A 12,781-nucleotide genomic window follows, 5' to 3' on the forward strand; every position below is an offset into this window, starting at 1 on the left:
AGCCATCCCGCTAGCTGTACGGGCCCCCGAAGGAGCCCGCCTGTGATTACTCATCCCGGCTGAACAGGGCCTCGATGAAGTCATTGGCCACAAAGGGGCGCAGATCGTCGATCCCCTCACCCACCCCTATGTAGCGGATGGGGATCTGGAACTTGTCCGCCACCGCGAAGATAACGCCCCCCTTGGCGGTACCATCGAGCTTGGTGAGGGTGATGCCAGTCAGTCCCACTGCCTCGCTAAACAGCTTGGCCTGGCTCAGGGCATTCTGGCCGGTGCCGGCGTCGACGGTGAGCATGATCTCGTGGGGCGCCGCCTCATCGAGCTTCTTCATCACCCGCACTATCTTCTTGAGCTCTTCCATCAGGTTGTTTTTGTTCTGCAGGCGGCCGGCAGTGTCGGCGATCAGCACGTCGGCACCCCGTGAGCGGGCCGCCTCGATGGCATCATAGATGACGGAAGCCGAATCGGCGCCGGTATGCTGGGCGATCACCGGGATATTGTTGCGCTGCCCCCATACCTGCAACTGCTCGACCGCAGCGGCACGGAAGGTATCACCTGCGGCCAGCATCACACTCTTGCCCTCGGCCTGGAACTGCTTGGCCAACTTGCCGATGGTGGTGGTCTTGCCCACCCCGTTCACACCCACCATCAGGATGACGTAGGGCTTCTTGCCGGTGTCGATCACCAGGGGCTGTTCAACCTTGGCCAGCATCTCGCCCATGTCCTGCTTGAGCAGGCCATAGAGCGCCTCGGCATCCTTGAGCTGCTTGCGGCTGGCGTGCTGGGTCAGGCCATCGATGATACGGGTGGTGGTGTCGACACCGAGATCCGCGCTCAGCAGCTGGGTCTCCAGCTCCTCGAACAGCTCATCGTCGATCTTCTTGCCACGGAACAGGCCGAAGAAGCCGGATCCGATATTCTCACGGGTGCGCACCAGGCTGCGCTTGAGACGGGCGAACAACCCCTCTCGCTGGGGTTTCTCCTGAGTGTTATCGTCCACGATGGCAGCGGTAGCCATACTGGCGGCCTCGGCGGCGCGGGCCTCTTCGGCCAGACGAACTTCCTCGGCGGCGCGGGCGGCTTCGGCCAGACGAGCTTCCTCGGCGGCGCGGGCGGCTTCGGCCAGACGAGCTTCCTCGGCAACGCGAGCGGCTTCGGCCAGACGGGCAGCCTCGGCGGCGCGAGCCTCTTCGGCCAGACGAGCGACCTCGGCGGCGCGGGCCTCTTCGGCCAGACGAGCCTCCTCGGCGGCGCGGGCGGCTTCGGCCAGACGAGCGGCCTCGGCGGCGCGGGCGGCTTCGGCCAGACGAGCGGCCTCGGCGGCGCGGGCGGCTTCGGCCAGACGGGCGGCCTCGGCGGCGCGGGCGGCTTCGGCCAGACGAGCTTCCTCGGCGGCGCGGGCGGCTTCGGCCAGACGGGCGGCCTCGGCGGCGCGGGCGGCTTCGGCCAGACGAACTTCCTCGGCGACGCGGGCGGCTTCGGCCAGGCGAGCTTCCTCGGCGGCGCGAGCGGCTTCGGCCAGACGAACTTCCTCGGCGACGCGGGCGGCTTCGGCCAGGCGAGCTTCCTCGGCGGCGCGAGCGGCTTCGGCCAGGCGAGTGGCCTCATCCTCAACCAGCTCGTTGACGATCACCGGGTCCAGTTCGGAGGCACACTCCTCCAGCACCATGGGGGCATCGCTCTGCTCCACCATCGGGGCACAGCAGGCATCATCCACAACGATGCCATCACCAACCCGGGCCGCCGGCACAGCGCTCCCTTGCGGAGCGGGAAGCGGATCGACGGCAGGCTCGGGAGGGGTGGTGGGCTCGGGGTGAACGACCGGCTCCGGGGTCGCGGTGATGACGGGCTCGGGAGCCGTCTTGGTTTCAGCCTCTTCTTTCTTGCGGCCGAAGCCCAGCCAGGAAAACAAACCTTTTGCCATCTAATAAATACTCACTTGATCGGCGGACTGCTAAAATGGCCGCTCCGCGGAGGTTCGGCACGAAAAATGAACCGCCTTATACTATCACTTTCTTTTCTGACGACGAAACGCGATGCCCAGAGCGAAAAATAGCCGCAACAGCCCGTCCCCACAGGGAAAATCGGGGTTTGTAAGAATCATCAGCGGCCAGTGGCGCGGGCGTAAGCTGCCGGTTCGTGACGTAGAGGGGCTCAGGCCCACCACGGATCGGGTCAAGGAGACCATCTTCAACTGGCTGGCCCCCCATGTGCGCGAGACCCGCTGTCTGGATCTCTTCGCCGGCAGTGGCGGACTCGGCTTCGAAGCCCTCTCCCGCTATGCCAGTCGAGTCACCCTGGTCGAACGGGATCGCGGCGCCGCCGACCAATTGCGCAAGAATATCGCCCTGCTCGGCTCATCGGCAGCCGAGGTGATCGAGACCGATGCGGTGAGCTGGCTGCAAGGACCGGCCCGCCCCTTCGATCTGGTCTTCCTCGATCCTCCCTTTCGCAAGGATCTGTTACCTACCGTCTGCACCCTGCTGGAGCAGAACGGCTGGCTGGCCGACGAGGCCCTCATCTATCTGGAACGGGAGAGAGAGGCCGAGCCTCCATCACTGCCGGCAAGCTGGCGCCTGATCAAAGACAAGCAGGCCGGGCAGGTCTGCTACCAACTCTATCTGAGGGAAATCCATGAAGATGCTGCTTAATCTGCTGGCCAGAGGCGTTGTCCTGCTGTTCTGGCTCGGTGTCGGCGCAGCCCTGGCCAACCTGCTCCCCGAACGGCTCAACACCCTGCTTCCCCCCTGTGGCCTGGTAGTCCTGTTGATGCACTGGGCCCAGGCCGGCATGATCCGGCGCGCCTGCGCTCCCCACTTTGCCGTCAGCCGCGGCGAGTATTGGCAAATTGTCCTGTTCGGGGTCTTTGCCACCGGCAGGATCCGCGAGCAACTCGGGCAGATTGCCGAGCGCGCCAGCTGATCGATGGCCCGGCCTTGCGCCACAATGCTGTTCACTTAAGAGAATTTGAGTGCCAGCCCAGGTAGTATCAGGGCTAAAAAACGAGGGAGGCATGATGCCTCCCTCTTTCTATTGCACGCCACGCTGTACAAGGGCTGGAGGAAGATGGACTTAAAACAGCCTTTCTCCCCCAACTCAGCTAGCACTTATGAATAATCAGTCAAAAACGTGCTTATCTGAACAACATTGCGGCCTTGCGCCGGGCCTTCTTATTGATCGCGACCGGCCATGATCCCCAGCTTGATGGAGAGCCAGGCCAATAGCAGCAGCATGGCAATGAGCGAGAAGAAGTTGCTGCCCAGCTCGGGGTAAACCACTCTCAGCCAGGCGGTGTGGCCAAAGATGCCGATGAAAAAGCTCAGCAGGGTGCAGAGGGGCACATTTCCCTCCATGGGGACGGTCGCGTAGTAGTGATAGAGCTGCCGCGCCGCCAGCACCAGGGCAATCAGCGGGTAGAGGGAGAAGGGAACCGCCTCGTTGACGAGCATGGAGAGGGTAGCGTCACCACAGACACCGATTAGCAGCGCCAGGATCAGGGGCATCTTGTCTGGCAGGTGATTCTCACTCATGGGACTCTCCTTCTTCTCGAGGGAATGGACGCGGCTGATAGGCTTCGGCGCCGGCCGCTATGATGCGCAGTTGCGTGATGACACGCTCGCTCAATGCCCGACACTCCTCCCGCGTCAGATCCAGGGCATCGGCCCCGGCACTGAAGACGATGGTCACGATCGCCTCAGCCTGAATATAGGCCTCTTCGCGACTGCGTCCCGAGGTCGCCTCCAGATAGTCGGTCAGCTCGGCGATAAAATGCTGGATCTCACGGGCCACCGCCTGACGAAAAGCCGGTGATGTCCCCGAGCGCTCACGTAGCAACAGTCTGAATACGTTGGGGTTGTTTTCGACAAACTCCATGAAGGTCTGCACCGAGGTGCGGATCACACTACCGCCACCTGCGATACGCTGACGCGCCTGACGCATCAGCTGGCGCAGGGTCAAGCCCCCCTCGTCCACCAGCGTCAGGCCAAGCTCCTCCATGTCGCGGAAGTGGCGATAGAAGGAGGTGGGAGCAATCCCGGCCTCGCGGGCCACCTCGCGCAGGCTCAGATTGGAGAAGCTGCGATCGCTGCTCAGCTGGTTAAACGCCGCCTCGATCAGGCTGCGCCGGGTCTTTTCTTTCTGTTGTGCGCGAATTCCCACGACCACTCCACTTCACGGATCTGAAAAGGAATCATAACCCGAAGCAAGGGAATGGCGCAGCCTTGTCACACACTCCGCCGGTAATGAGACAAAAAAAGGGGGTGATCACTGATCACCCCCATGCAAATGGCATGTTCCATTTCTGGTGCTCTGTCTGCCCCCTCTCCCTGACCTTTCCCCATGGTTTCCGCTACCCCGGGGTATCGGCATCACTCCCTGATGCCATCGTCACCGGCAACGCCGTGAGTGGGCCGGACATCACACCACACGGCTCCATGGGAGACGTGTTGTCCTTGCACTGCCCATCTTAGGGGCTAGTGATGTATAAAAAAGCACAAATAGAGAAAGAATATGCGCAATTCGTTCACCCCATTCGGATGAACCCAAAATACTCCTTTAAAAACATGTAGATGAAAGTGCCTACCGGTACTCTCCCTTTTTGATGCCATCCAGGGCGCACAAGGCTTTGCGACATATCGCACAAACGTTTTCAGAGAAGTGCCCATCACAGCCAACGCTGAATAGGAAGACGCCCCACCAACCAGAGCCAGCACCTTTGCCATCGGCCAGGCGGTGACGAGTGCTCCTCATCATCGCTCTCGGCCAGCCAGGTGGTGCACCAATTGTCCAGCTCCTGCTGTAACGGGGGACAGTCGATCCGCAGGGCAATCTCGGTGTTGAGATAGAGAGAGCGGGGATCGAGGTTGAAGCTCCCCAACAGCAGCAGACCCGGCTCCCCCAGGACCAGCTTGGCGTGCAGGCTGCGCCCCTGCCCCTCCCGCAACTCACAGACCCGAATACCATGTCTGCGCAGGCGTGCCCGCTGCCGCTCATAGGCGCCGTGCACCAACGGGACATCCGTCGTCTCCAGCGCATTGGTAAGCAGTGTGATGCTGACCCCGCGGCGGGCCAACCGTAGCAGCCGCCTCATGAAGGGCGGTGGCAACACCAGATAGGGGGAAACCAGCGTCAACCTGGCGTGGGGCCTCGCCAACTCGTGGCCAATCAAACGGGCAATGCGGCCCTGACGGATCACCCCCTTGCCCGGCACATCGAACAGAACGCTTCCCTTGCCTGTCCACCACGGCAGGGGCTCGGCGACCAGAGGAGCGGGTATGCCGTAGAGGCTGGCAACACCGGGTTGCAGGTAGTCGCCGAGAAAGGCCAGGCGAGCCGCTGACTCCGTATCGAGATCCGACGGATGCCAGGGGTGGCTCCAGCGGCTACGCCAAAACCGCTCGAACCCTCTGACCAACTGGCGGCAGAGTGCCCCGCGACAGGCAATATCGAGATCGACGAAGGCCGGTGAGTCACTCAGGCCAAAATAACTGTCCCCGATATTGCGTCCCCCCATGATGGCCTGACGGCCATCCACCAGCAGCAGCTTGTTATGCATGCGGTGATTGAGATGACGAAAGCGAAGGAGCACTTCCAGCAGGAGGGCAAGGGGGTGCCACAGGCGGGATTGGAAGGGGTTGAAGCGGCGCAGCTCGATATGGTGGTGATGGGCCAGCAGAGGCAGAAACCGAGCCTCATCGCTGTAGAGGTGATCGATCAGCAGGCGCACCTTGACCCCCCGCCGGGCGGCGGCCAGCAGCTCGGCCAGCAGCAGTTTGCCACTGGCATCCTCCTCCCAGCTGTAGTACTGGGCATCGATGGTATGGCGAGCAGAGCGCAACAGCTCGCAGCGCCAGGCCAGCGCCTGCTGTGGAGAGGCCAGCAGCGAAAACGTCCCCTCCTCGGGGGGTGAGGAGACCTCAGAGCCGTGTCCCCACCAGGGCCTGCTCATTGCTCCGCCTGACGACGCAGCACCGCCTGCTTGCCTTCTATCTGCTGCAGGCTGAAACGATAGGCCATGTAGTACTTGTAGATGGTGCCCACATAGTGGATGGGGATCTGTCCCACCTCGTTGGCCACCAGCTGATCCAGGTTACCAAACCACTGATTGGCATCGAGCCCGGCCTCACTGGCCTTGCTACGCAACCGCTGGATACGGTTCGGCCCCGCATTGTAGGCTGCCAGCACCATCAGATGGCGATTGAGACGATCCAGCCCGGGGTCGTTGAAATAGGTGTCGCGGATCAACCTCAGGTAGCGGCAGGCCGCCTCCACATTCCCTTCCAGCGAGGCGAGCCTTGCCCCCGTGATGTTGACCGTCCTCCCGGTCGCGGGAAGCAGCTGCAACAGACCGATAGCACCACCGACGGAGCGGGCGGCAGGATCGAGGCCAGACTCCTTGTAGGCCATGGCCGCCAGCATCAACCAGTCGAGATCGTAGCGATCCGCGTACTTCTGTAACACCAGGCGAATCCGGTTGAGGCGCCCCACCCGCTCGGGAGCCAATATGTTGCTGAGCGACTCGCTCTGGCGCAGATACTGACGCAGGGTGAGATCGCTATAGAGCTGGTGCCTTGGCACCTCGGTCAGGTAACGGTTGACCGCTGTCAACAACTTGGGAGAGCCGGGGCGCAAGGCCCAGGCGGTATGGCCACCGTCCCGCAGCGGAATAAGACGATGGGCTCTCAGCCCGGAGAGTGCATCCAGCCAGGGACGCCCCTTGAAGCTGTCGGTTACCGTGAGAGGAATGAGGCCGGCCGCCACCATCTCCAGCAGATCCCCGTCCTGCAGGTATTCGGGTACCGTCTCCACATAGACCGGGGGGAGACCCAGATCCCGAAACAGACGGTTGAGACGCCTCAGACTCTCGTAATAACTGGAGCTGGCTCGCACCCAGACCCGGCGACCCGATAACTGGGTCAGGCGGGTGAAGGCGGGCAAAGAGTCGGCACTGACGATCCACTCCTCGATAGGTGCGATGACGGGGCGGGAGAAAGTCACACGCTCGCGCCTGTCCTGGGTGACCGTCAGGTTGGCCACCACCAGATCGCCGCGCCCCTCCTCCAGATAGTCGAGCAGGCGATCCTGGCGCACCGGGATGTAGATGACTTTAAGCTTGACCTTATCCCGGGCCAGGTAGGTCCGGTTGAGCCAGCGCTCAAAACCCTGTAACTGATTGACCAGAATGCCCTTCTGCTGTCCCCGGTCCAGAAAGAAAAATCCGCGCTCATAGACCACCAGGGCCCGCAGGACTTTCTGTTCAAGGATGCGGTCGAGATCGCCGGGCTGGGTGAGGACGAGCGGCTTGAGCGGCGCCGCAGGGAGAGAGAGGGAGAGAAGAAGGAGGCAAAACCCGAACCACAGCCGCATGTCGTCCCCTTATGTTGGGTGTGGCACCGGAGATCAATCCCGGTACCGCTTCAACCAAAGTGTCTGGACCCACAGCCTAAGGGTCAAGGTGGCAGGCATCACCCGCCACCGCATACATTATCCGAGCACGCGCGCACGCATCTCGAAAATCAGTTTCTCGGCAGTACAGGTGAACTGAATGCGAGCCTTGATAAGCACCCCTTCGGCCACCGTCTGCAGTTGCTCGCTGATCGCAACCTCGCTGCTGACCTGATGGGCAAGCTGGATGAACTCAGCCAGACGGGCGCGGGCTTCGGTTTCGTTTGCGGCAGATACCTCGAGATCCAGGCGGTCATCGCCCTCCCCTATGATGGTGCCAATCTCTGCATAGCAGCCGCAGGCATCACAGGTTTCCTGAACTTTCTCTTCAACCGACATGGTTAACTCCTATCTATTTGGATGCGTCATCGTCACGCATCGCCTTACGAAAATCGCGGATGGCAGTACCTATATCCTCTCCGGCTCCGGCCAATCGCTTGCTGCCAAATACCAGCAGAACGACGAACAGCAGGATCAGAGTGTGCCAGATGTGAATGCCGCCAAGTCCCATTGTTGCCTCCGGACAGGTTGTAACAGATCGCGAGACAACTATTGTTGGGCAAAATCAACCCGGGCGTAAATTGTGAGCGGCTTCATATAATTAATCCACATCTTTGATAATGGTAAGCGCGCATCATGGGGCATGCTGCCACAACTCGTGTTATAACCCCGGCATGTGACAGGCCACAACCCGGAACAGATGCGACTCGAACTCCTCAACCGCCTCGACCTCAACCTCCTGATCGTACTGCATGTGTTGCTGGAAGAGCGCAATGGCAGTCGGGCAGCCAGGCGTTTGCACCTGAGCCAGTCCGCCGTCAGCAAGGCCTTGAGCCGCCTGCGGGAGGCTCTCGGCGACCCCCTCTTCCTGCGCACCTCGCACGGGCTCGAGCCCACCCCCAGAGCACTGCAGCTGGAACAGGAGCTCACCCCCCTGCTGCACCATCTCAACGGGGTGCTGCACCCTCCCCGCTTCGACCCCGCCACGACCGAGCGGGAGTTTCTCATCGCCAGCATGGACAGCGCCTTCACCCTGTTTGTGCCCCTCTACCTGCAGACCCTGACCCGACAGGCACCTGGCGTGCGTCTGCGCTACGTGGAGTGGGATGAGGGCAGCCTGGGCAAGATGGCCCAGGGGGGAATCGATCTGGCCTTCACGGTCAGGGAGAACAGCCTCACCTCGGATCTGCGTATCGACACCCTGCCCTCGGCAATCGAGCAACGACTGCTGGCAAAAGATGGCTTCACCTGCCTGGTCAGGCAGGATCACCCCCTGTTGGGGTGGAAGGCGTGGGGAGTCGAGGCTTTCAGCCACTATCCCCATGTACAGACCTTCTGCGAGGGACGAGATCGCTGGATGCTGGACGATCGCCTGCTGGAAATGGGCATATCACGGCATATCGCCGCCACGGTTCCCAGCTTCGAGGCAGCCCTGCGAATGGGCATGCACTCGGACATGATCGTCACCGTCTCCAGCCTCTATGCCCGCCATGCGGTCCAAGTCTACCCCATGGTACCGCTGCCGCTTCCCATCGGCATCGACAGCATCTCCCATCTGCTGGTCTGGCATCAGGGGAGGCAGCAGGATCCCGGTCACCTCTGGCTGCGCGAGACCCTGCACGGCCTGATTACCGACGGGCTGAAATCCGATGGAAATGGATGGTAACTACGGCACCATCGATAGATAGTGGTGCACTCCATCCAGCAGCATCTGCACCGAGATCATCACCAGCAGCATCCCCATCAACCGCTCGACGGCGGTCAGTCCCCGCTCGCCGAGCAGTTTGTTGAACACCTCATAAAACATCAGGATCACGGCGCTGGCCGCCCAGGCCATGAAGAGGGCCAGGGACCAGTCGGCCATGCGTCCCGGCGCCTGATTGGCCAGTAGCAAGAGGGAGGCCAGAATGGAGGGGCCGGCGATCATGGGGATCGCCATGGGCACCAGGAAGGGCTCCTCACCGGCTGCCAACCCCGTCACTCCACCCGGTCCCGGGAAGATCATCTTGATGGCGATCAGAAACAGTATGATCCCCCCCGCGATGCTGACTGCCTCCTGGCGCAGATTGAGGAAAGTCAGGATCTGCTGTCCCACGAAGAGGAAGAGCATCATGATGGCGAGCGAGAAGAGCAGCTCGCGGATCATCACCTTGCGCCGGCGCTTGGGGTCGATATGACGCAGGATGGAGAGAAAGACGGGAAGATTGCCGAGCGGGTCCATGATCAGGAACAGCATAACGGCGGCGGAGAAAGTATCCATGGCGTGGCCAACAACTGAGATTGAGAGGCCGGGAATATAGCAGATCGGCGAGGAATTGGGCGAGCCGAAGGCTCGCCCCGCCCCATTAATGGTTGCAGATGCGATCGGCGCGGGTCTGGAACCCCTCCCCCTCGGCGACGAACTTGCCCTTGCGCTCGAGGAAGGCGATCAGCTGGTCTGCATCCATCCCCTCGGTGCTGCAGGTGTGAAAACGGGCATCACTCCCGAAAGCGGTGTGAATGGCCTGACGCAGGCTCTCGCGGGTAAAGCTCCCCCCCTGGGCCAGCATCATCTGCATCACCTCATGACCGTGAATCGAATCGGACATGGTCTCTCTCCAATGAAACAAACAAATGAGATGAACATTAAACATTGCCCCCTCTCATGCCACCTTGATGCAGGCCAAGAAAAAGGTGCATTTCTGCACCTGACGCTGGTAGGGAAACGCGCTTTGTCGATAATGTGGTAACCCGACCGGGCTGTCGCTACACTGGCGCCCCTTTTTCCCGTACATCGATCGAGGACCCCGGCTCACATGCAGTTCCAAGGAATGGTGTTTGCCCCCTGGCGGCTCTGGACTCGCCGTCCCCTCTGGGTGAAAACCCTGCTCGGCATGCTGATCGGCATCGCACTGGGGCTGGGTCTGCCGGATCAGGCGCTACTGCTCAAACCCTTCGGCACCCTCTTCGTCAACACCATCAAGATGTTGATGCTCCCCCTCATCTTCTGCTCGGTGATCACCGGTATCTGCACCCTGGGGCGGCGCCATCTCGACCAGACGGGTATCAAGGCCACCTTCCTCTATCTCGCCTCCACCACCCTGGCCATCTGCATCGGCCTGCTGATGGGCTGGTTGCTCGAGCCCGGTACCGGCATCACGCTGCAACATGCACTGCCTCCATCGCCTCAACCTCATCCCACTCTGGAGCAGGTCCTGGTAGCGCTGGTGCCGACCAATCCGCTCCAGGCCATGGCGGAAGGCCGGGTGCTGCAGGTGCTGGTGTTTGCGGTTGCTCTCGGACTCGCCATCAATGCCATCGGGCGACAGGGGGTTCCGGCGCAGCGTCTGTTTGCCTCCCTGGCGGAAGCGATGAACAAGCTGACCCAGGTGCTGATGAACCTGGCACCCTACGGTGTATGTGCCCTCACGGCCTGGCTGGCGGCCCAGTATGAGCTGGCCCTGACGCTTCCCCTGCTCAAGGTGATCGGTGCCGTCTATCTCGGCTGTCTGTTGCACGTGCTGGGGGTCTACAGCGGCATGCTGGTGCTGCTGGCCCGGCTCAACCCCTGGCACTACTTTCGCGGCATACTGGATGCACAGGCCATCGCCTTCACCAGCAGTTCCAGCGCCGCCACCCAACCTGTCAGTATCCACTGTGCCGAGGCGCGTCTGGGAGTCTCCAAGCGGGTGACCAACACCGTCCTCCCCATAGGCGCCACCATTAATATGGATGGTACCGCCCTCTACCAGGGGGTGACGGCCCTCTTCGTGGCCCAGGCCTTCGGGGTCGACCTCCATCTCATCGACTATATGACCATCGTCGTCATCGCCGTGCTGGCCAGCATAGGAACGGCGGGAACCCCGGGCACCGGCCTGATGACCCTGACTCTGGTCCTCACCTCGGTAGGCTTGCCGCTGGAGGGGGTGGCTCTCATCGCCGGGATCGACCGATTCCTCGACATGGCGCGCACCACGGTCAATGTTTCCGGCGATATTCTGGTTTCGGTGCTGATCGCCCGCCGGGAAGGGGAGCTGGATCTGGCCACCTTCCACGATCCGGAAGCCGGCGAAGAGCTGGACGAAAACGCCCGCCAGTGACGACATCGGGCCACAGGCCCGATCACTCCTCTTCAGGATCGTGGCCGCAACGCCAGCAGATCTCGAAGTTGGCCCCATTCTCCTCGCCACAACGCCCGCAGAGCCAGCCATTCCCCTGCCGCTTCTGGTAGCGCTCGATGACCCGGGATGCCTTCTGTCGCTGCTCACCCGGCACCATCAGGGTCACCTGCAGCAGATCCACGGGTAACTCTCCCAATGCGCCTCCAAGCCCCTCACCATTCAGCCGGACACGGATACCCTCCACCTCCAGGGCCCCCTTGATGGCATGGGCCTCCAGTACATGGGAGGCGCGATAGAGATTGATCCATTGTTCCATAACGACTCCTTAGATCAGGCGATCGATGGCATATTCGTCTCTGCGCTCGATCAGATAATCGATAAACATCCGCAACTTGCGCGGCATGAAACGTCGTTCCGGACAAAGCAGATAAATAGGTACCGGGGGCTGTCGCCATTCGGAGAGCAGGGGTACCAGGGCTCCGCTGGCCAACTCCTCCCGACAGAGCATGGCAGGCAGAGAGGCAAGCGCCAACCCGGCCTTTGCCGCCTCGCGGGCGCAGGTAATATTATTGACCCTAAAACGGGATTTTGGCTCGATCAGCACCCGCTCCCCCTCACGCTCGAAGACCCAGCGGGGCGAAAGCAGTGAGGAGCGCACGAAGATACGCTCGTGCTCTTCCAGTTGAACCGGATGGGAAGGCACTCCAACCCGCTCGAGATATGAGGGGGAAGCACATAGCAGCCGCTCCGTCAGCCAGAGCCGACGGCTAACCAGACTGGTATCGTCGCTCTCCCCTATGCGAATGATGCAGTCAAGCCCCTCGGTGATGGGATCAACCACCCGGTTGGTCAACTCCATGTCGACCTTGAGGTCCGGATGTGACTGTAAATAATCCGCGACCACCCGGGCCAGCACCAGTTGCCCCGTCTCGATAGGGACCGCCATCTTGAGGGTACCGGTCAGTTGATGCTGGGAGGCACTGAGCTGTAACTCGGCCTCGGCCATCACCTCCAGGGCGGTTCGGCAACGCTGGTAGTACTGCTCCCCCTCCTCGCTCAGGGTCAGCTGACGCGTCGAGCGATAGAGTAACCTCACCCCCAGATGTCGCTCCAGATCGGCCATACGCCGACTGACCGTGGCCTTGGTCATGCCGAGCGCGGCGGCGGCGGCGGTGAAGGAACCCCGGTCCACTATGGTGGCAAAGATCTGGGCGGCATTCAGATCCATTGTTTCCTCT

The 12,781-nt window shown here is 61.6% G+C and carries 16 protein-coding genes; 5 read left to right on the forward strand and 11 right to left on the reverse strand.

Annotated elements, in window-relative coordinates; genetic code table 11:
- Positions 1-46: 46 nt before the first annotated feature.
- Positions 47-1,924: a signal recognition particle-docking protein FtsY gene (gene ftsY, locus AB5Y48_RS17945; protein ID WP_368165354.1), complete on the reverse strand. Its 1,878-nt coding sequence runs from the start codon at positions 1,922-1,924 to the stop codon at positions 47-49.
- Positions 1,925-2,036: 112 nt separating this feature from the next.
- On the opposite strand from ftsY, the gene rsmD reads away from it, so the two are divergent.
- Together rsmD and AB5Y48_RS17955 are read left to right on the forward strand one after the other, a co-directional pair.
- Positions 2,037-2,651, forward strand: a complete 615-nt coding sequence (rsmD, locus tag AB5Y48_RS17950; protein ID WP_050666364.1) for a 16S rRNA (guanine(966)-N(2))-methyltransferase RsmD — start codon at positions 2,037-2,039, stop codon at positions 2,649-2,651.
- Complete coding sequence (locus AB5Y48_RS17955; protein WP_050666363.1) at positions 2,635-2,922, forward strand: DUF1145 domain-containing protein; 288 nt, start codon at positions 2,635-2,637, stop codon at positions 2,920-2,922. Before rsmD ends, AB5Y48_RS17955 begins: the two co-directional genes overlap by 17 nt.
- Positions 2,923-3,170: 248 nt before the next feature.
- Here AB5Y48_RS17955 and AB5Y48_RS17960 read toward each other — a convergent pair whose 3' ends face one another.
- Both AB5Y48_RS17960 and fabR read right to left on the reverse strand, forming a co-directional pair.
- Positions 3,171-3,530 (reverse strand): YijD family membrane protein, encoded by a 360-nt coding sequence (locus tag AB5Y48_RS17960; protein ID WP_060583397.1) that lies wholly within the window; start codon positions 3,528-3,530, stop codon positions 3,171-3,173.
- Positions 3,523-4,158, reverse strand: coding sequence for an HTH-type transcriptional repressor FabR (fabR, locus tag AB5Y48_RS17965; protein WP_050666361.1), 636 nt, complete (start codon positions 4,156-4,158; stop codon positions 3,523-3,525). The genes AB5Y48_RS17960 and fabR overlap by 8 nt, the downstream gene beginning before the upstream one ends.
- Before the next feature lie 131 nt (positions 4,159-4,289).
- Between fabR and AB5Y48_RS17970 the strand changes: the two genes are divergently transcribed.
- Positions 4,290-4,469: a hypothetical protein gene (locus AB5Y48_RS17970; RefSeq protein WP_136614498.1), complete on the forward strand. Its 180-nt coding sequence runs from the start codon at positions 4,290-4,292 to the stop codon at positions 4,467-4,469.
- A gap of 194 nt (positions 4,470-4,663) precedes the next feature.
- Here the strand turns inward: AB5Y48_RS17970 and AB5Y48_RS17975 are convergent, their stop codons facing one another.
- From AB5Y48_RS17975 to tatA, 4 genes are all read right to left on the reverse strand, one after another.
- A complete protein-coding gene (locus AB5Y48_RS17975) occupies positions 4,664-5,947 on the reverse strand; it encodes a phospholipase D family protein (protein WP_368165357.1) in 1,284 nt (427 codons plus the stop codon).
- Positions 5,944-7,365 (reverse strand): lytic transglycosylase F, encoded by a 1,422-nt coding sequence (locus tag AB5Y48_RS17980; RefSeq protein ID WP_050666359.1) that lies wholly within the window; start codon positions 7,363-7,365, stop codon positions 5,944-5,946. Before AB5Y48_RS17980 ends, AB5Y48_RS17975 begins: the two co-directional genes overlap by 4 nt.
- 117 nt (positions 7,366-7,482) lie before the next feature.
- On the reverse strand, positions 7,483-7,782 hold the full coding sequence (locus AB5Y48_RS17985) for a YfcZ/YiiS family protein (RefSeq protein ID WP_050666358.1): 300 nt from the start codon (positions 7,780-7,782) through the stop codon (positions 7,483-7,485).
- A 13-nt stretch (positions 7,783-7,795) separates the two neighbouring features.
- Complete coding sequence (gene tatA / locus AB5Y48_RS17990) at positions 7,796-7,954, reverse strand: twin-arginine translocase TatA/TatE family subunit (RefSeq protein WP_050666357.1); 159 nt, start codon at positions 7,952-7,954, stop codon at positions 7,796-7,798.
- 189 nt (positions 7,955-8,143) lie between these two features.
- Here tatA and AB5Y48_RS17995 point away from each other — a divergent pair, with 189 nt between their 5' ends.
- Entirely contained in the window at positions 8,144-9,109 is a 966-nt protein-coding gene (locus AB5Y48_RS17995; RefSeq protein WP_050666356.1) for a LysR substrate-binding domain-containing protein, read from the forward strand.
- Here AB5Y48_RS17995 and AB5Y48_RS18000 read toward each other — a convergent pair whose 3' ends face one another.
- Positions 9,110-9,703 carry a YhgN family NAAT transporter gene (locus tag AB5Y48_RS18000; RefSeq protein WP_050666355.1) on the reverse strand — a complete coding sequence of 198 codons (594 nt, stop codon included), beginning with the start codon at positions 9,701-9,703 and terminating at the stop codon, positions 9,110-9,112. It abuts the gene before it with no gap.
- Positions 9,704-9,788: 85 nt separating this feature from the next.
- On the reverse strand, positions 9,789-10,031 hold the full coding sequence (locus AB5Y48_RS18005) for a YecH family metal-binding protein (protein WP_368165360.1): 243 nt from the start codon (positions 10,029-10,031) through the stop codon (positions 9,789-9,791).
- A 207-nt stretch (positions 10,032-10,238) separates the two neighbouring features.
- Here AB5Y48_RS18005 and AB5Y48_RS18010 point away from each other — a divergent pair, with 207 nt between their 5' ends.
- A complete protein-coding gene (locus AB5Y48_RS18010) occupies positions 10,239-11,522 on the forward strand; it encodes a dicarboxylate/amino acid:cation symporter (protein ID WP_368165362.1) in 1,284 nt (427 codons plus the stop codon).
- A 22-nt stretch (positions 11,523-11,544) separates the two neighbouring features.
- Here AB5Y48_RS18010 and AB5Y48_RS18015 read toward each other — a convergent pair whose 3' ends face one another.
- Positions 11,545-11,859 (reverse strand): DUF2007 domain-containing protein, encoded by a 315-nt coding sequence (locus AB5Y48_RS18015; RefSeq protein ID WP_050666352.1) that lies wholly within the window; start codon positions 11,857-11,859, stop codon positions 11,545-11,547.
- A 9-nt stretch (positions 11,860-11,868) separates the two neighbouring features.
- A complete protein-coding gene (locus tag AB5Y48_RS18020; RefSeq protein ID WP_224160489.1) occupies positions 11,869-12,771 on the reverse strand; it encodes a LysR family transcriptional regulator in 903 nt (300 codons plus the stop codon).
- Between the last annotated feature and the right edge of the window lie 10 nt (positions 12,772-12,781).

It is taken from the genome of Aeromonas sp. R6-2, assembly GCF_040908155.1.
Classification (GTDB): domain Bacteria; phylum Pseudomonadota; class Gammaproteobacteria; order Enterobacterales; family Aeromonadaceae; genus Aeromonas; species Aeromonas schubertii.